17 protein-coding genes and 2 tRNA genes are annotated in these 16793 nt (G+C 50.9%); 6 read left to right on the top strand and 13 right to left on the bottom strand.

Going from position 1 to position 16793, the window contains the following annotated elements; all coding sequences use genetic code 11:
* Positions 1 to 15: 15 nt before the first annotated feature.
* The 4 genes from H6F94_RS23495 to H6F94_RS23510 form a co-directional block, all read right to left on the bottom strand.
* The gene (locus tag H6F94_RS23495) at positions 16 to 1929 is read right to left on the bottom strand and encodes a GAF domain-containing hybrid sensor histidine kinase/response regulator (RefSeq protein ID WP_242041346.1); all 1914 of its coding nucleotides are present in this window, start codon (positions 1927 to 1929) and stop codon (positions 16 to 18) included.
* A gap of 173 nt (positions 1930 to 2102) precedes the next feature.
* On the bottom strand, positions 2103 to 2573 hold the full coding sequence (locus H6F94_RS23500) for a hypothetical protein (protein WP_190804643.1): 471 nt from the start codon (positions 2571 to 2573) through the stop codon (positions 2103 to 2105).
* A 98-nt stretch (positions 2574 to 2671) separates the two neighbouring features.
* A complete protein-coding gene (locus H6F94_RS23505) occupies positions 2672 to 3355 on the bottom strand; it encodes an urease accessory protein UreF (RefSeq protein WP_190804644.1) in 684 nt (227 codons plus the stop codon).
* A 6-nt stretch (positions 3356 to 3361) separates the two neighbouring features.
* Positions 3362 to 3435, bottom strand: a tRNA-Pro gene (locus H6F94_RS23510).
* A 40-nt stretch (positions 3436 to 3475) separates the two neighbouring features.
* Between H6F94_RS23510 and H6F94_RS23515 the strand changes: the two genes are divergently transcribed.
* On the top strand, positions 3476 to 3919 hold the full coding sequence (locus tag H6F94_RS23515) for an RrF2 family transcriptional regulator (RefSeq protein ID WP_190804645.1): 444 nt from the start codon (positions 3476 to 3478) through the stop codon (positions 3917 to 3919).
* Positions 3920 to 3982: 63 nt separating this feature from the next.
* The gene (rsmI, locus tag H6F94_RS23520; protein ID WP_190804646.1) at positions 3983 to 4837 is read left to right on the top strand and encodes a 16S rRNA (cytidine(1402)-2'-O)-methyltransferase; all 855 of its coding nucleotides are present in this window, start codon (positions 3983 to 3985) and stop codon (positions 4835 to 4837) included.
* Here the strand turns inward: rsmI and chlG are convergent.
* On the bottom strand, positions 4834 to 5913 hold the full coding sequence (chlG, locus tag H6F94_RS23525) for a chlorophyll synthase ChlG (RefSeq protein WP_190804647.1): 1080 nt from the start codon (positions 5911 to 5913) through the stop codon (positions 4834 to 4836). The genes rsmI and chlG overlap by 4 nt on opposite strands.
* 261 nt (positions 5914 to 6174) lie before the next feature.
* On the opposite strand from chlG, the gene H6F94_RS23530 reads away from it, so the two are divergent.
* Positions 6175 to 6363, top strand: a complete 189-nt coding sequence (locus tag H6F94_RS23530; protein WP_190804648.1) for a DUF2949 domain-containing protein — start codon at positions 6175 to 6177, stop codon at positions 6361 to 6363.
* Between the two features lie 210 nt (positions 6364 to 6573).
* On the opposite strand, the gene H6F94_RS23535 is transcribed toward H6F94_RS23530, so the two are convergent.
* The 4 genes from H6F94_RS23535 to H6F94_RS23550 form a co-directional block, all read right to left on the bottom strand.
* On the bottom strand, positions 6574 to 6987 hold the full coding sequence (locus tag H6F94_RS23535; protein ID WP_199320590.1) for a hypothetical protein: 414 nt from the start codon (positions 6985 to 6987) through the stop codon (positions 6574 to 6576).
* Between the two features lie 827 nt (positions 6988 to 7814).
* On the bottom strand, positions 7815 to 8027 hold the full coding sequence (locus tag H6F94_RS23540) for a hypothetical protein (protein ID WP_190804649.1): 213 nt from the start codon (positions 8025 to 8027) through the stop codon (positions 7815 to 7817).
* A 65-nt stretch (positions 8028 to 8092) separates the two neighbouring features.
* Complete coding sequence (locus H6F94_RS23545) at positions 8093 to 8539, bottom strand: GNAT family N-acetyltransferase (RefSeq protein WP_190804650.1); 447 nt, start codon at positions 8537 to 8539, stop codon at positions 8093 to 8095.
* Between the two features lie 517 nt (positions 8540 to 9056).
* Complete coding sequence (locus tag H6F94_RS23550; RefSeq protein ID WP_190804651.1) at positions 9057 to 9266, bottom strand: hypothetical protein; 210 nt, start codon at positions 9264 to 9266, stop codon at positions 9057 to 9059.
* Positions 9267 to 10801: 1535 nt separating this feature from the next.
* On the opposite strand from H6F94_RS23550, the gene H6F94_RS23555 reads away from it, so the two are divergent.
* Complete coding sequence (locus H6F94_RS23555) at positions 10802 to 10984, top strand: hypothetical protein (RefSeq protein ID WP_190804652.1); 183 nt, start codon at positions 10802 to 10804, stop codon at positions 10982 to 10984.
* Here the strand turns inward: H6F94_RS23555 and H6F94_RS23560 are convergent.
* The 4 genes from H6F94_RS23560 to H6F94_RS23575 form a co-directional block, all read right to left on the bottom strand.
* Positions 10966 to 11039 (bottom strand) — tRNA-Pro (locus H6F94_RS23560). The genes H6F94_RS23555 and H6F94_RS23560 overlap by 19 nt on opposite strands.
* 10 nt (positions 11040 to 11049) lie before the next feature.
* Positions 11050 to 12903: an ABC transporter ATP-binding protein gene (locus tag H6F94_RS23565; RefSeq protein WP_190804653.1), complete on the bottom strand. Its 1854-nt coding sequence runs from the start codon at positions 12901 to 12903 to the stop codon at positions 11050 to 11052.
* A 94-nt stretch (positions 12904 to 12997) separates the two neighbouring features.
* Entirely contained in the window at positions 12998 to 13642 is a 645-nt protein-coding gene (locus H6F94_RS23570; RefSeq protein WP_190804654.1) for a hypothetical protein, read from the bottom strand.
* Positions 13643 to 13918: 276 nt separating this feature from the next.
* Positions 13919 to 14302, bottom strand: a complete 384-nt coding sequence (locus H6F94_RS23575) for a YraN family protein (protein WP_190804655.1) — start codon at positions 14300 to 14302, stop codon at positions 13919 to 13921.
* A gap of 70 nt (positions 14303 to 14372) precedes the next feature.
* On the opposite strand from H6F94_RS23575, the gene H6F94_RS23580 reads away from it, so the two are divergent.
* Positions 14373 to 14885, top strand: a complete 513-nt coding sequence (locus tag H6F94_RS23580; RefSeq protein WP_190804656.1) for a pentapeptide repeat-containing protein — start codon at positions 14373 to 14375, stop codon at positions 14883 to 14885.
* A gap of 455 nt (positions 14886 to 15340) precedes the next feature.
* Positions 15341 to 16648, top strand: coding sequence for a hemolysin family protein (locus H6F94_RS23585; RefSeq protein ID WP_190804657.1), 1308 nt, complete (start codon positions 15341 to 15343; stop codon positions 16646 to 16648).
* Positions 16649 to 16793: the final 145 nt, after the last annotated feature.

Raw genomic sequence — 16793 nt, forward strand, 5'->3', positions numbered from 1 at the left:
TGCTTGCTAACCCCGTTAAATCATCACTGGCTTTTGATAAAGGGGAATCGTGAAGGTGACGGTTGAGCCTAGCCCTTCTCCCATGCTGTAGAAATTCACTTCACCACCCATGGTTTCCACCAGCTTCTGACTAATTGCTAGGCCCAAGCCGGTGCCACCATATTGCCGCGTTCGCGAACCGTCAACTTGAAAGAACGACTGAAATAGCTTCTCTTGCTTGTCTAGAGGCACACCGATGCCAGTATCTGCCACACGAATACGAGCAGTATTCTGGTCCTTGAGAATCTCGGCACTAACTGTAACGCCGCCATCGTGAGTGAATTTCACCGCATTGCCTACTAAATTGAGAACTACTTGCTTCAGGCGTGTGTAGTTTCCATAAAGCACCAATTCGTCCCGAGTCTGAGGCCGTTGAATCCGGAAGTAAAGCCCTTTCTGTTGGATCTGAGGCCGCATCAAATCCTCAACGTCGCCCAGTAGCTCTTCCAACTTGACGGGAGTTAAATCAATTTGCATCTTACCGGCTTCAATTTTGGCGATGTCCAATACATCGTTAATGATTTGAAGCAAGTGCAGCGCCGAGCTATGGGCTTCCTGAATGAACTCGCTTTGCTCCTCAGGGTCATCGGTCATGCCGTCCAAGACCAGCCGCAGAAAGCCGATCATGCCGTTGAGAGGTGTACGCAGTTCGTGGGAGGTGTTGGCCAGAAACTCACTTTTCAAGCGGGACGCTTCTTCGGCTTGCTTACGCGCTTCTTCAAGCTCACGGTAGCGCTGGCTGAAGTCAGCATTGATTTTCTGCAGCTGGATTTCCAGAGTTTGCAGACGGGCTTGCAGGGTCGCGTAGGCAATTGCACTGCCTAATTGTCCTGCCACTTCGCGTACGAGTTCGGTTTCTTCGCGGCTCCAGTGGCGCTCGCGATCACATTGGTGCAAACTGAGCAAACCGTTAGTCTGGCTTTGGTAACCAGTGGCAACTGAGAGCATAGTGCGCTGCTGAAATGGTCCAGGCTCAGCAGTTTGAGTGACGAGGGAGCCAGAATTGAACCAAACCTCCCGCAGATGAGCATCATCGGGCACGACCAGCTCCAGATCGAGCATTGAGGGATAGGGCAACCGACAATACTCAGCAACCACCCGTACCCGGTCGGTATAGCGCTGCTCTAAGCCAAACCACTCTGTGCGTCCTGGTAATTCCAGACGGCTACCGCGGGCGTAGGTACCAACAACGCAGCGGCTGACAGCTAGAACTTCTCCCAACCGCCTCGCAGTTTGATTGAGCAGCGTGTTCAGATCTCGGCTTTGCCGAATATCGACAGCTAGCTGGTTTAGAAACAGAGGGTAGCAATGGGGCGGCAGTCGAGCAGGTTCTTCCTCAGACTCGGTAGCCAAGTCCAACAGGTCCAAAACTGCTAAATCAGGATCGACCAACAAACCGTTGGTGTCAGCAATGGGCCGCGCCCGAACAACGACAAGGGCAGCAGTACCATCAGGGTTCAATAGGGGGCTGAGGGTTAGGTTGAGCAGCTTCACTTGCTCACCACAATGGAAAGCCATACTTAGCTGCTCCGACACCCGCTCCGCCAAGACCCGGCGAACTCGGCTCAGATAGACCGACAAGCTCACAGGCCCGAAACGGTTGCCAAACTGTATGCCGGTTACTTCAGCTGGAGATAGCGGAGGAACCCCTGGCCAAAACAGAGACAGCAGCAGGCCATCGGCAGTATGAGTGAAGACAATTTCCAGGCTTTTATCTGAGACTTCAATCTCACCCATGCTCACCTCGCTTGCCCGAGTGATCGGTCTGCCAATACCCGAAAGATCGGAAAGATTGGATCGACTTCGGCGCACTTTGAGGAGGCCACGTCCCTTGGTGCTCCGCTTGGTCTGATGGTCGGAACCGCTACTACGAATCTGATCAGCAGACATAACAGGCACCGTTAGAAGAGTTGGCCTAAGGCGCAGAAGCAGAGATAGCACCCAGAGAAGGTCTGAAATTCACAGCTAATAGCCCCAGCGCTACCAGTATTCCCACAAAGGGCCCTGGAATTGCCTGGGGCAAAGCTCGGGTTAGATGCTGCTTAGACCGCACGCCAACACGTTTAGAGCACCTTGTGCGTGTTGGGGTGCTGCTTGATGTTGTCTTCCGTGGTGACAACCCGCTCAGAATTGAGAACCCTTTTACGATCTAGAGAGAAGTTTAAGCCTTCCTTACGGGTAGTGCCTAGACTAACGTGCTGCTGAGCCGCAGGGCGAGCTCTGTAAGTGCGAGCAGCAGAAAGCGCCCGGAAGGCAAATTCAGGACAGGGGTTGACATCTTCAGGAAAGACGTCAGGGTTGAGTCTGACAGTTTGAGCTTCCAGCACCTCTCCTAGCGTGGTGGCATACACCAGTTCATAGGAAGTGGGAATGCCTTTAAGCACAGCTTCAAGCGCAGCAGAGGGTATTGGCTCAACTACGCGAACCTTTTGAACTTCACCATCCTGCTTGGTGAAACAGGTCGCTAAACCTAGAACCAAATATTCGGTACCGGTGAGATCAGGAGCAGTGGGGTAGCGGGTAGCAGTGGACATAGGAGCTTGAGGATGGGGGACTGGAGGTAGAGGTGGAGCAGCGTTGATGCCTAGTCTGACATCCTAATCTCTAGTTACCGCAAATGAGGGCTGAAACTTTAGGACTGAAACAGGCGGGAATAGAGGTTTTGGTGAGCTTGGCAAGCCAGTTCATGCTGAGGAGTGAAACTGCCTAGGTGAGTCAAGGGGTCAGCCCTACCAGCCGTGGCACAACACCAGCGAGCTTGCTCAAATACCTGAGTATGCAGAGCGGCCAGCACCTGCTGACCCTGAGAATGTCCCAGTGGAATCAAACGTACAGCTGCTGAGGTCAGACTCATCAGATTGCTGAGCAGGTAAGCTGTCACTGCCGGTTCTATAGCGATATTCAGCTGATAGGTTAGCCAGCCGAAAACCGTACAGTGGTGCCAGTATTGACCGGGGGGAAGTTCCTGCAACCAGTCCAAACGCTGCGCCAGACTGACCAACCGTCGTCCTAAATCTAAACTGGCCCGTTGTGGCTCCTTAGCCCACTTGGTCGCAGTCAAAATCTGGTTGAGTTGAATAAAGTCGGGACCACCCAGGCGATTGGCAGAAGCCTGATATGCCATTGCACAGGCTAAGCCATCGACAGGGGCGATTGATTGCTCCAGGAGAGTTCGTAATACAGCTAGCAGCTCGTCGCTGCTGCTGAGTTGTCCTTGCTGTACCCAAGTCTCTAACCCCCAGGAGTGGGAGTAGCTGCCAATGGGCAGAGCCGAATCGCTGAGCTGAAGTAACTTCAGAAGGGCTGGGTCAAACATATAGAATCGGGATGACAGGATTTGAACCTGCGGCATCCTGCTCCCAAAGCAGGCGCGCTACCAAGCTGCGCTACATCCCGAGATCGTGACTCCAGATAGTATAACCTGTTCTCTTCGCTCATGAAGCTCACGCGACGCGGACATTACAGCGTACGGGCGCTTCTAGATCTAGTTATGTGTGGAACTCAAGGACCTGTTCCCGTGCGGGATATCAGCCGCCGGCAGGGATTGCCAGCCCCTTACCTAGAAAAGTTGTTGATCGAATTGCGTCAGGCAGGCATTGTTCATTCAGTGCGGGGCGTACAGGGGGGTTATCAACTCAGCCGCCGCCCTCGTGAGATTTCACTATCCGAAATCCTGGCTGCAGTGGGTGAAACGGTGGAGCCGCTACCCCGGCTAGCGCCCGACGCTCAACAAGCTGGGGATTGGGTTACTTTCGCCCTTTGGCAACGGCTGCATCAAAAGCTTAAGGAAGCTCTGGACAGCATCAGTTTGGAGGACCTGTACTACGACGCCCGCAGTTGGCAAGCGTCGCAGGGAGAAGACACGGGCTTTGTGGTTTGAGGCTTTGTAGTTTGAGCTGTGGGCTTGACTGAGAGAGGAGCGAGATGGCCTTAAGATCAGGACGTGGACTCTCCTACAGCAGCCGGTACGCTCTACTTAGTTGGTACGCCAATTGGCAACCTGGAAGATATGACCTTCCGGGCAGTGCGTGTGTTGCAGAGTGTTGATCTAATTGCGGCTGAGGATACACGCCACACGGGTAAGTTGCTGCGTCACTTTCAGATTCAGACGCCTCAAACCAGCTACCACAGCCACAACCAGCGCAGTCGCACAAGCGAGTTAGTCAGTCGCTTGCAAGAGGGCAGTTCAATAGCTCTGGTCACTGATGCAGGCATGCCTGGCATCTCCGACCCAGGTGAAGAACTTGTGCAGGCTTGTGCCGAGGCGGGAGTTCCTGTAGTACCAATCCCTGGACCAACCGCAGTGATCACAGCGCTCAGTGCCTCTGGGCTAGCAACAGCACGGTTTGCCTTTGAGGGTTTTCTGCCCCTACGGGGAGCTGAACGCCGAGAGCACCTAGAGCAATTGCGCTACGAGCCTCGCACACTACTGCTTTATGAAGCTCCCCACAGGCTGCGGCAAACTCTGGCAGACCTGGCAGCTATATTGGGGCAGGAACGCTCGATTGCCCTGGGCCGAGAACTGACTAAGCTGCACGAGCAGATCTGGCGTGGCACCCTAGCGGAAGCCTTGACCTACTACCAGAGCCGGGAGCCACAAGGTGAATTTACCTTAGTGGTTGCTGGAGCCCTCCCCACCCAGGCAAAACCTTCGGATGGCGAGTTGCGGCGCGAACTGCAAAGCTTGATTGGCTCTGGCCTTTCTCGCTCAGAGGCTAGCCGTCAACTGGCTGAAACCACGCAGCTCCCGCGCCGCCACCTCTACCAACTAGCGCTCTCACTTGAGGATGAGCATTAGATTCCAGCCCGTCCTAACGCCAGTCCTGCAACCAACATGCCGAGCACTAGGAAAGGCTGAGCACTGGCCTGGTACTTCACGTCATTCTTAAGCGGATCGCGCAGGAAGTACATGTCTTGAAAGGTGATCTGAGGAATGACCAGCAGCCCCAGAATGGCAGCGTAGAGATTTTGACCAATGTAGGCCAGATACAGGGCAATCCCAATCTGGAAGGCATCGATCATAAAAGCCGAGATCCAAGCTGCTCGTTGCACGCCAAACATCACAGGTAACGACTTGAGACCCAGTTGGGCGTCGCCTTCCACGCTCTTGAAATCATTCACCACAGCAATTCCCAGCCCTGCCAAGCTATAGAACAGGGTCAGCACCATAATCGTGGGGGTAAGGGTGCCAAACAGGGCATGTCCAGCCCACCAAGGCAAAGCAATATAGCTAGCGCCCAAGGCATAGTTACCCAGCCAGCCGTTTTGCTTCAGTTTCAGTGGGGGTGCTGAGTAGATGTAGGCGACGAAGGCGCCTCCCAGGGTGAGCACCACCATGATGGGAAACGAGTGACCGGCCCAAAAATCTAAAGCAACAGAAAGCCCTATACCGGCTAGCAGTAGCCCCCAGATTTGGGCAGTCACCTGAGGGATAGAGATTGCACCAGAAGGAATGGGACGGTAGGGCTCATTAATTGCATCTAACTCACGGTCGTAAAAGTCATTTAAGGTCTGGGTATAACCTGCCATCAAAGGCCCTGAGAGCAGCATGCAGGCCAAGGCGATGAGAAAGTTCTCCAGGTTCCACACATAATTGCCACTGGAGGCTGCACCACAAACTACCCCCCAGATCAAGGGAATCCAGGTAATCGGCTTCATCAATTGCAGACGGATCTTCCAGATCGAAGTCTCCTTAACGTCTGCTCCTTTCATGCCCAAGAGCTGTCGGGCACGGCTACCTTTGTTTGCTGTTGCTAAATCACCAGCAGCTGGCAAGGGTTGAGCATCCAGCGTGGCTGGAGTCGGCGTAGCCTCATCAACCAACAGAGGGGGTTGCTCAGGCTCAGGGCTCAGGTTAGGGCTCAGATCAGGCATGGGAGTAATGGGAGTCGCGGCATCCAGACGATCAGCCTAGCAGGTATCCGTAGGTTACTTAGGGCCTTTTCGCATCCTGCCCTCGTATGACTGAGGGACTTCGGGTATGAACCTTAAAGATTTTAGAGTTCAGTCATTAAATATACTGATTATTTTTGACTATAAGTTCAAGCTAGAATGCGAATCCACATCAAAGAGTTTCAGAGGTTATTGCCCCTGTAGATTCGTATCTGTTCGAGCATCAGGGTTCAACTTATCGCTATGATCAAACACACTTTTCTTGACGCTCATCTCGTTGGGCGCGGTTTGCTGACTGAATCTCAATTGGTCCAGGCGCGTGTCCAACAACACAAACTTAAATCTAGCCTACCCGTTACCTTACTGAAGTTGGGCTGGATTGATCTAATGACTTTCGAGGAACTACTGGACGTTAAAGATAGCGTGCGTTAGAGCAGACAAGCCGCTTTTACCATATCAGAAAAGCCCCAGTCTTCAGTGAGAAAACGGGGCTTTTGCCTTTCATGAGCCTCTTATAAATCTTTTGAAGTGAGTAAAATCACAAAAAATTACAGGAGAGCTGCTAAGGCAGAAGTTGTTGGTTCTTTAAGGCCGTTCAGTATGACCTGAAAGCACAGTTAGAGCTGAGGAATTGAGCCAAATTTAATTAGGCTGAGTCAAACTTTCATCCAGTTCTCTCAGAGTTTGGGCCACAACTGCATTGGCTTTGTAATCAATCCGTTGCCAGTCAATTTCACCTGCTTCATCCAACAGGCTAGGGTCTACGCTGCTGGTATCTGGCGTAGCAGAGGGCTGTAAATCTTGAGCACAGATGCGGTAGCACAAATCCCACAAATTTACCTCAAAACGCTGTCCTGACTTCTCTAAGCAAATCTTATAATGAGGCAAGTCCTGCACCTCTATTGAGGCATCTTTCCAGTCGGAGGTTTCTAGATGTTTACGCAACTGGTCAACGAGCCGAATCAGGGCGGGCTGCATCAACACCAACTCTGCCAATTGCCACTCACTCAGTTCATTCAGCGAAGGAGGGACAGGGGGTAAGTCACTTGGATTCATGAAGGAGTACAGAAACAGGTCAGGGCGAACCAGTGCAGCTATCCTACCCCAAACTTCTGGCAGCTGATTGTTATGGGTTCCCAGCCCACTTCACGAACTTTTCGAGCCTTCTGTAAGAGCAGTCTCAGAGTTTTTAAACGTCTCTTTCTTTCGGAGGAGACGTCCTTGCAAACGCCTCAATGTTGATTCTACGATCAACAAGCTGACATCAGCAGTGAATTTACCGTGATATTCGAAAGGGTTATTCAAATCCTAGATCAGCAGTTGCCAGTAGATAAAAGCCGTATACAAAAAGCTCGTCAGGGCAGGACTCTTGCCAAAATCCTCAGCTTCAATGAGTAGGAGAGAGAGTACAGTTCCAGCAGTAAATAGGTCTAAAGTGGCATAGGCGGATGCAATAAAACTAGTGTCTCGAATAGCTTGGATATGTAAAACAGCTAAGCGAAATTTGCTTTGTTCTGTTTCACAGCTGATTAGGGAAGCGCTACTTCGTTTAGCTAAAGAAACCAATTCAACATTTAAATATGTAATCTGGGCTAGATTTTAATCTGGATTCTCTTCTTTTAGCAACCAATTATGAATCCATTGAAGAAGCTGAATCAGGCCTTATAAGGGTTTAAGATCATAGTTAGGATGATTAGCCGACTCAAACAGATTGTAGTCGTTTAGCGTTTCTATCGCGTTACAGATTTTGCTAGATAAACTTTCACTGTCTTAGTAACTGCCCATCGTGCCACTTAAAGCGAAAGCTAGTACGAAGGAGGTCTCTAGGGCAACTTTCACATTCTTCTGGCCTAGGCCCTGCTTCGAGCATTTGGAGACAACAGTCAATTAGTGCTTAAGTAGGCATTTAATAAAGAGAGCTGGGCTTCAGCTTGATAGAGAGCTACTTGTGTTTGCAGCCGTTGCGCTTCCCAGGTAAGCAGCATCTCTGGGGTTTCAGGCGGATGGAGAAGGAGTTGATCTAGATGATGGGTTAGGGTTCTGTGCTTGAGCCTGAGCACCCGTACCTGAGTGTCGAGCCTCCGGGTTGAATTCATAGACGCCTTTGCAGCAAATTCTGGTAGTGGATTCAGGATCAAAGTGCCCCTCAACGAGCTTCAAATCACACCTCTCCCAAGGGCCATCGCTCCATCAAACGTTCAGGATGACGAACCTGAGAAAATTGGAACTTACGATAAAAGCCGTGAGCATCTATTGTTCCCAGCATCCACTTACGCAAACCTTGAAGCTCAGGATGTGCAATGACTACCTGCAGCAGCCATTGCCCTAAACCTTTTCCTCGAAACGCCTCCACAACAAATACATCAGCGAGATAAGCGAACGTGGCATAATCCGTGATCACACGTCCAAAGCCAATTTGCTGACTTTCCCTGTACAGCCCGAAAGATAAAGAATTCTCAACTGAGCGCTTAACAACTTCGATAGATCTACCATTAGCCCAGTACGAATGAGTCAGGAAGTCGTGAATGAATGGCAAGTCCAGACGAGCCGCATCTGTACTAATCAAATATTCACCTCTGCACCATTCCGAGCTCAGTTCCTGGCTCATCTCAGTCACCTGCAAAAGTTGGGTTTACTGATTATTGAGCTAACTGAGTTGATCTAGTCAAGCTAATCTCTAAGCTGCTCCCGAAAGGATGCGCCCAGATATAGCCATCAGACAATCGCAAAAGTTAACAGGTAACCTCTATTACCTTATTTTATGTATATTTTAATACAGGCCAATGACATAGTTTTACTCTTCTTAAGCTAGACGTCTCCCACAGATAGACTGAGTTTAATAAGGACTAGTGCGATGCATACAGAAAACACCAAACAGCTTTGCCCCCAGCTTAGAGCCAGTTGGGGGCTCTTTATTGAGGATCCAAATCCACCCTTTTGTCCTGGCCGCCGAACACAAGATAGCGGCACGAACAGTTATTCAAGTAGCTACGTTTAAATGGCCCAAAACAAATTTTCCCAAAGGTTATAACCTTTGGGAAAAACAGATTGAACCTTGATCTTCCAACGCTTCTCTTAACGCTTTCCGGCTCTTGTATAATTAAGGCGCAAAGCTGAGCGCCTTGCTAATCTTGCTTGTCCCCTTTCGATTCTTTGCTCGGTCTTTGCGTTGCTTCAAAATTCTCTGGAGCTTCATCAGTCCGAGTAGATTCAGTTTCTTCACCGAGAAGATCTTGTGGATTTACGTTGAGATCCGCAGCGGTATCAATTTGTCCGTTAGCATTTGTGTTTGGCTTGACAGAGAAGCCTTTTTTGCTGGCATGACCACCTGGCATCGCTATTTCCTCAAGCAGAAACCTGAACAGGCTCTAGGCTAGGCCTACTCGCTGTGGAGAATAACCTACCGTGAGACTTAGAAAGTCTGGGTTTTGCCAGAATACTGTCCCGTCGTTCCATGCCTGTAGCGCCTAGCGCGGCACCACGGAGCGTACGAGAGAAGCAACTGAATTAGATTGAGAGTTAGGGGCAGCTCCGAAGCTATACCCTAGGCCAAAAGTTACAGAGCTCAACGTCACAGCCCCCACGATCCAGAGCGTCCTCCGCAAAAAGGATGTTCTACGGTAAGTCAAATATCGGCGATACTTCAATTCGTCAGTGAACTTGTAGCTCAACCGTTGACAATCATCAGGCGTGGGGCGAGACATAATTTATTTACTCTCCGGTTCCAGATTGAGTGACAGATTACGAGTAAAGCTATTGGGCGCTCGTTTCAGCTGAATTGTCCCGACAGACTTTCCTTAGAACTGCCAAGCCACAAAACCATGCTCCCCAGTAGCAGAAGTTTTCTGGGGAGCGCGGTAGGTAGTCGGATTGTCTTAAACAATCTACTTATCGTGTTCATGGGCTAAAACTAGCCCACAGCAGAAGGTAGTCAGGCGCGGAGCACCAACCTAAGGAGAGGTAATCCACGAAGGACCAGCAGTCTAGCTGTCCTGGCTAGCTTCGCGACTTTGAGTGAAAAGGTAATCCAGGTAGTCACCGAAGAATCGGCAGCTTAAGGTGATCCAGGTGGTCCAGATGCTCACCGGCAAGCCGGTCACTTGAGGTGGTCCAGGTGATCACGGGTGGTAGCCCGCAGCTTTGAGGTGTTCTTGGTTTGAACCGTTTTGGCTCTCTCCAGCCATGAGAATCAGTCTAGCGGTAGATGCGTTCTTGCGACATACGCCAAATTGCTGAGGTTCATGAGCGGTTTCCTACAGCTCTGGCTAAATCTACTTAGCTTTCTATCTCTCCACCGACTGCTAAGCAAGGCTCCAGACCTGCCACCCGGTGCTCAACCTGAATCTCAGAGCAAGCTCAAGATCAGTTTGGCGCTGCTTTTGACTAAAGGTTTTAAGGGAGAGCCATGAGAAGATATGTCACAGAATCCTGACAAGGAAGACTGCCCATCTGAGCTAGGACAACGGTACTATGCTCCAACCCAGTCTTCCCGCATCCAATTGCACCAAATTTGATTGCACCAAACCGATGCACCAAACTGGCCACTGAGGGCACTCTCGCTTGCTCTTCTCTCCTACTTACAGTCAAAGTAATTTAAATACTGTGTCTGTCGTTTTCACATCATCCAGTCAGGTGAAGTTAGTAGTTAAGCAGTATCATAATTTTATATTTGAATTAACCTATTCACAAACACCTAAAGCCACGACTTATTTCTAATAGCTTCTTGGTTATCTCCGATTAATTCCTGGTCTTTTGCTTTGGATTTTACCTCTGGGATCCATAGATTAACTCCAGAAGAAATGAACGATTTTCACTCGAGGGAAGCGAGCCTTCACAAGTGTTTAAACAGCTCGGCGCAGCAATTCCCCTAATGTCTCAGCGCCGGCAAAACTGGTCCTTTGTGACACCCACTCTGACACAGAGAGCTAATGCCTTTAAGCAGGAAGTTGAGCACTACCCATACGCTGCGGCCTGGATGCAGCTTCGAGTCCTATGGAAACAGCAAAAGCCGCCCCTAGAGCGGCTTTTAGTGAATCGGGATGACAGGATTTGAACCTGCGACCCCCTCGTCCCGAACGAGGTGCGCTACCAAGCTGCGCTACATCCCGTGAAGCCTCTTTAGTATACTGCCCCAGCTGACCCCTGGCGACCATCGATTTGGTAGCTGGCGGCTTGCAGGCGGAACATACGTTCGTATAGGCCACCCTGAGCCATCAGTTCTGCATGACTGCCAACCTCGGTAATTCGGCCCCCATCCAGCACCACAATTCGATCTGCCATGCGTACTGTTGAGAAACGATGGCTCACAAGAAAGGTCATTTTGCCCTTGGTGAGGGTCCGGAAGCGCTGAAACAGGTCGTATTCAGTCAGAGCATCCACAGCAGCGGTAGGTTCATCCAGGATCAGAATTTGAGCAGGAGTCATGAAGGCGCGAGCTAGGCCGATCTTCTGCCACTGACCACCTGAGAGTTCAACGCCACCCGTAAAGGTCTTGCCCAAGATGGTTTGATAGCCTTGCTCTAGGCTGGCAATTACCTCGCTGGCACCACCCTCAGACGCCGCTCGTTCAATGCGCTCCCAATCGTCTTGAGCTTGAATATCACCAAAGCGAATGTTGTCTTCAACGCTAAGAGCATAACGGGCGAAGTCTTGAAAGATTACGCCAATGTTGCGGCGTAAGTCGGCTAAGTCTAACTCCTGAACCGGAATACCATCGAAGCTAATTTCACCGGCCGTGGCATCGTAGAAGCGGGCCAGCAACTTGAGCAAAGTCGTCTTACCAGCTCCGTTCACTCCCACGAGGGCAATGCTCTCATCAGGCCGAACGGTGAGGTTGAGATCGCGTAGGGTTGGCTCATAAGCACCAGGGTAGGTAAAGCTAACATCGCGCAGAACTAAACCCGAGCGTAAGGGGCTGGGAAAGACACGAGGCTTTGGCCGGTTGATCACCTGGGGTTTCAAGTTAAGAAACTCGAAATACTGGGAGACGTAGAGGTTGTATTCATACACCGAGGCGATGCTTAGCAGAATGCCTTGAATAGCACTCTGGGCTTGCTGAAACGCTCCGGAGTACATGGTGAGGTCACCAATAGTAAGAACGCCTTGGAGCGTTTGCCAGATCACCAGAGCATAGGCAGTATAAAAACCGAGATTGGCAACAATCCCAATGCCAAAGCGGGCACTAGAGTGACGCGCCTGCAATGCCTCCGACTCCTCATTGAAGCGGTTACGAATCTCACGCCATTGGCTCAGCAGATGTTCACCAAGGTTGAACAGACGAACTTCTTTGACAAAGCCCTGCTCGGTGAGAACTCGTTGCAAATACTCGGCTAAACGTCCGCTTTGAGTTTGGTGGCGAACCATCCAGAAGCGTCTGCCAGAAAAGCGTACACCGACCCAGAAGGCTGGAAACGAGGTCAGCAGCAACAGGACCATAATCCAGGGGCTAAACCGCAACAGCAGGGTGAGTAGTCCAGCAAAGCTCACCAGTTGCCCGACCAGAGTCGTCAACGTGCTGAGGGTTCTGACGGGGTAGCTACTGCCGCTCTGTTGGGCTCGGTTGAGCGTGTCGTAGAACTCAGGCAGTTCGTAGTGAGCCAGATCTAGCTGGATTGCCTGTTGCAGCAGAACGCTGCTGGCATGAAGGGTGAAGCGGTCATTCAACACCTGGGAAACGTAGCTACTGCCCTGGTTCAGAGCGCCTTGCACCAGCACTAGGCCAAATCCCATGCCTACCAAGACGGCTAGGGGCATTAAGTCTGGAGTAGGTTGACCTACAGTACTGACAACCTGATCGACGATTAGCTTACCGATGTAGAGCTGTGCAACAGGAATGAGGGCTCCAACCAAGATCACAACCAGGGACAGCAATAACCAGGTAGGAGCTGCATGCCAAACCAGGCGTAGCAAGCGGGGCGTATTGGCAAGCATGGCCCACAAGCGGGCCTGTTCATTCGATGAGGGGCGAGACATGCAAGTATTGTTGGAGAGCGCAGCGGACGGGACTGGCTCTCCTCAATAGCACATTTGACAACTCAGTGACCGTTCAAGCAGCTGGCGTGCGGAACTAACTATCTTGCCAAACATCCCCTGAAGCAGACGTGGCCAAAGTATCCATAAACCGAGGCCCTTCTAGCTCTCGGTATCCGTTGTCGTACTCGTGCTCTGATAGTGGCGTCTCAGGAAGCAGAGCGAGATCGAGGTTCAGTTGGACAGTTCCAAACTGCCAATCACTACCGGGTTCTAGAAATTCAGCACTGGCAGGCTCGATCAGAATCTCGATATCAGGGGTGAATTTCTTGATTTGCTCTCTGCGGCTTTGCATTAAGTCTTCGACCCGAGCCGGTACCCGGAACAGTGGGCTTCTATCGGACTGGATCACAGCTGAATCGGATATGACCAGACTACCAAGTTCCGGTGGCTGTCCGGTTGCCAAGTCTACAACCAGGTTGGTACTTGAGGATTGGAGCGTTAGGGTTGGCAAAAGGCGGATATTGCCTGTCCTCCAAAACTGGTTGGGCTCGATCATTCTGCCCTTGACGCCATCAACAAGTTGTTTGATGGAATAAGAGCTGCGAGTCACGCTCCAAAGCAGAATGGCAATCAGGTCTTCGGACAGAGAATACTCGTGCCAGAGCTGGGTCTTGGGCAGTTTAATCAGGGTTCCGTTTGGGATTAGGCCAGGTCTGGTAGATGCTGAAGTTCTGACCATTGGGACGCCTCCTAGGTGTGAGTTTGAGGAAAGTAGTGGTCACGAGTCGGAATAGCGACGAAAACCCGAATCGAGCGATGCTTTTTCTTACGGTTTCTGCATTAGTGATTATGTCGCTCTAATACATATTTGCTGACTGCTTGTGGCATCAGAATGCGAGGATTTTACCTATAGGTTACTCGGCAATCTAGATTAATGAGCAAAGTACACAGATACCCTATTTAATCTCAATAAATTATTTAGGTTTTGCAATGTTAAGCCCTATGAGTTAAAACCTTAACAAAAGGCATTCACGAGGTAGTCCTGCAAGCTCAAAGTACCCGCCTGGCAACGGACTAACGCGAGGTCAAAACGGCAATCAGCATCAGCAAATCCAGGATTCTGACCTAAGAAATCACGCGCTGTTTGCTCAATCTTTTGTTGCTTGCGCAAGGTTAAAGCCAGTAAGCCATCGCTATCCCAATTCCCTCGGCTACGGGTCTTCACCTCAACGAACGCGAGTTGTAGCGGTGGCTCCCGTAGAGCAACCAAGTCTAACTCACCCCAGCGACTGTGCCACTGTTGAGCCAAAATTTGCCAGCCCTGAGTTTGAAGGTAAGCAGCAACGAATGCTTCCCCTTGTAAGCCAACCTGTCGAGAACGGGAGTTTCTGGAGGTCATCGGCATAGAGGCTGACAGAGGCGCAGCCGGAATTCGGTACGATGAAAGCAAAATCCAGAAGTTTGAAGCAATGGGATCGCGACACGAACACGATTGGTTTCACCTCAAAGTTCCCCACCTGCTGCTGGCCCTCCCGCTAGTGCTGCTGCTTGTTCTGGGCGTGATGCTTCCGGTTCAGGCAACAGACTACAACAAGGAGTTCCTAGTTGGTTCTGACTTTTCGGGTCGAGTGCTGACCGATTCTAGCTTCACCAAAGCTAATCTGCGCAATGCTAATTTCTCTGGCGCTGACCTCAAAGGTGTCAGCTTCTTCGGGGCTAATTTGGAGGCGGCAAATCTGACAGGCGCTGATCTGCGTCAGGCAACGCTGGATGTTGTTCGCTTCACGAATGCAGACCTCACCAACGCTGTTCTTGAAGGGGCATTTGCGGTCAATGCCACCTTTGATGGCGCGAAGGTTGATGGCGCTGACTTTACCGACGTGGATTTACGTCGGGACGCTCAAATCAGCCTGTGCAAAAAGGCTCAGGGAGTAAATCCGGTAACAGGGCGGAGCACACGCCAAACCTTAGACTGTGACTAAATTAGCTTCGTCTGTGTGACTCTTGATACCAAGTTTTGATGCTGGTTGAACTGCCAGGTGCTTTGCTCGGTCTCAGTTTTGCGCTGCTTCTAAAGAGTTCTAGAGATGCATTCAGCTTGTGTCTAGCTGACCGAAAGCTGTCAGCACTGTGGGTAGAAAGCTAAGGGGCGGATAAAGGTCCGAGCTCCGAGCAGCTACAGTCAGCAACTGAGTTCTGAGCCCCCAGCCGCTGCAGCGAACACCGGTTGCACCAGTAGTCCCGGTTTGTACTTTGCCAAGGTCAGCTGTCTTAGCCAACGGGCTCTGAGGATTGTTTCGATAGTTGCACCGCAGAGTAGAACTCTCATCTACTGTTGTTCGAGTCCCCTCTAAGCGTAAAAGCTTCGCCCGTTAAGCTTCTCATGGTTTAGTAATAACTTGTGAAGCGTCTATACCTTGAGTAATAAACACTCTTCATGTCCTCCGTCACTTTCGAGATTTTGTTGGTTTTCCTGTTGATCCTCGCTAACGGCATTTTCTCAATGTCGGAGATGGCGGTCATTTCTGCACGCAAAGCTCGGTTGCAGCAGTGGGCCAGCGAGGGAGATGGTAAGGCCCAGGCTGCTTTAGATCTAGCCAATGCTCCAAATAATTTCCTCTCCACGGTTCAGATTGGCATCACGCTAGTTGGCATTCTGGCAGGTGCCTTTGGCGGTGCCACTATCGCTGAGCCCTTAGCTGCTATCTTCAGCCGTGTCCCACTGCTGGCACCTTACAGTCAAGCGCTTGGGCTAGGTATCGTAGTTGCAGTTATTACCTACCTCTCGCTAGTGGTCGGGGAACTGGTGCCCAAGCGCCTGGCGTTGAACAACCCTGAGCGCATCGCTTCTACCGTCGCTACACCAATGGGGCAACTCTCTAAAATCGCGGCCCCAGTTGTTCACCTTTTGGGTATGTCAACCGATCTCGTCATGCGAATGTTAGGCATTCGAGCCTCCACAGAGCCCCCAATCACTGAAGAGGAAATCCAGGTTTTGATCGAGCAAGGTACTCAGGCAGGCATGTTTGAGCAAGCTGAGCAGGATATGGTCGAGCGGGTATTTCGTCTGGGCGACCAACAGGTGAGTGCACTGATGACTCCCCGCCGACAGGTGGTTTGGCTAGACCTGGATGACTCTCTCGAAGAGAACCGACACAAGATGTTGAACAGCATCCATTCGCGGTTCCCGGTCTGTCAAGGCAGTTTAGACAATGTACTGGGGATAATCCAAGTTAAAGACTTATTTGCCCGAAGCACATTTGATGAACCGCTAGACCTGACTACCTCTCTACGACAGCCCTTAGTAGTTCCTGAAAGCACGCAAGGGTTGAAGGTTCTGGAGTCGTTTAAGCAGACTGGCATGCATACTGCCCTAGCAGTGGACGAGTACGGTGGCGTTCAGGGACTGGTCACGCTCTACGACATCCTGGAAGCGATTGTGGGCGATGTGCCTTCAGTCGGAGAGCATACAGAACCTCAGGCAGTACAGCGGGAGGATGGTTCCTGGTTATTGGACGGTCTGTTGACGGTGGACGAGTTCAAAGATCTCTTTGACCTTGAGGAACTGCCCGGCGAGGAGAGGGGGAGCTATCAGACCTTAGGTGGCTTCGTTCTGATGTATCTGGGTCACATTCCTTCATCCTCAGAGCATTTCGAGTGGGGTGGGTTGCGCTTTGAAGTCGTAGATATGGACGGAAACCGAGTAGACAAGGTCTTAGTCATGGCGGTTAAAACAACTAGCTGAGTTTGGTTCAACCCAGTACCTATGTCGAATACCGGCCGACTGCCCCAGAGGCCTATTACTTTCTCTAGTAGTCAATTTCAGTTAGTAGTTAATTACAGTTTTGGGAGTCTACGTCGCTACCCAGTCTTTCGAAACCTCTCGAACC

The organism is Leptolyngbya sp. FACHB-261 (genome assembly GCF_014696065.1).
In the GTDB taxonomy this organism is placed as follows: Bacteria; Cyanobacteriota; Cyanobacteriia; order FACHB-261; family FACHB-261; genus FACHB-261.

Excerpts from the sequence above, each read along its gene's own strand:
- H6F94_RS23495 (WP_242041346.1), bottom strand. The coding sequence starts at position 1,929 with ATGTCTGCTGATCAGATTCGTAGTAGCGGTTCCGACCATCAGACCAAG.
- H6F94_RS23500 (WP_190804643.1), bottom strand. The coding sequence starts at position 2,573 with ATGTCCACTGCTACCCGCTACCCCACTGCTCCTGATCTCACCGGTACC.
- H6F94_RS23505 (WP_190804644.1), bottom strand. The coding sequence starts at position 3,355 with ATGTTTGACCCAGCCCTTCTGAAGTTACTTCAGCTCAGCGATTCGGCT.
- H6F94_RS23515 (WP_190804645.1), top strand. The coding sequence starts at position 3,476 with ATGAAGCTCACGCGACGCGGACATTACAGCGTACGGGCGCTTCTAGAT.
- chlG (WP_190804647.1), bottom strand. The coding sequence starts at position 5,913 with ATGCCTGATCTGAGCCCTAACCTGAGCCCTGAGCCTGAGCAACCCCCT.
- H6F94_RS23530 (WP_190804648.1), top strand. The coding sequence starts at position 6,175 with ATGATCAAACACACTTTTCTTGACGCTCATCTCGTTGGGCGCGGTTTG.
- H6F94_RS23535 (WP_199320590.1), bottom strand. The coding sequence starts at position 6,987 with ATGAATCCAAGTGACTTACCCCCTGTCCCTCCTTCGCTGAATGAACTG.
- H6F94_RS23540 (WP_190804649.1), bottom strand. The coding sequence starts at position 8,027 with ATGAATTCAACCCGGAGGCTCGACACTCAGGTACGGGTGCTCAGGCTC.
- H6F94_RS23545 (WP_190804650.1), bottom strand. The coding sequence starts at position 8,539 with ATGAGCCAGGAACTGAGCTCGGAATGGTGCAGAGGTGAATATTTGATT.
- H6F94_RS23550 (WP_190804651.1), bottom strand. The coding sequence starts at position 9,266 with ATGCCAGGTGGTCATGCCAGCAAAAAAGGCTTCTCTGTCAAGCCAAAC.
- H6F94_RS23555 (WP_190804652.1), top strand. The coding sequence starts at position 10,802 with ATGTCTCAGCGCCGGCAAAACTGGTCCTTTGTGACACCCACTCTGACA.
- H6F94_RS23565 (WP_190804653.1), bottom strand. The coding sequence starts at position 12,903 with ATGTCTCGCCCCTCATCGAATGAACAGGCCCGCTTGTGGGCCATGCTT.
- H6F94_RS23570 (WP_190804654.1), bottom strand. The coding sequence starts at position 13,642 with ATGGTCAGAACTTCAGCATCTACCAGACCTGGCCTAATCCCAAACGGA.
- H6F94_RS23575 (WP_190804655.1), bottom strand. The coding sequence starts at position 14,302 with ATGACCTCCAGAAACTCCCGTTCTCGACAGGTTGGCTTACAAGGGGAA.
- H6F94_RS23580 (WP_190804656.1), top strand. The coding sequence starts at position 14,373 with ATGGGATCGCGACACGAACACGATTGGTTTCACCTCAAAGTTCCCCAC.
- H6F94_RS23585 (WP_190804657.1), top strand. The coding sequence starts at position 15,341 with ATGTCCTCCGTCACTTTCGAGATTTTGTTGGTTTTCCTGTTGATCCTC.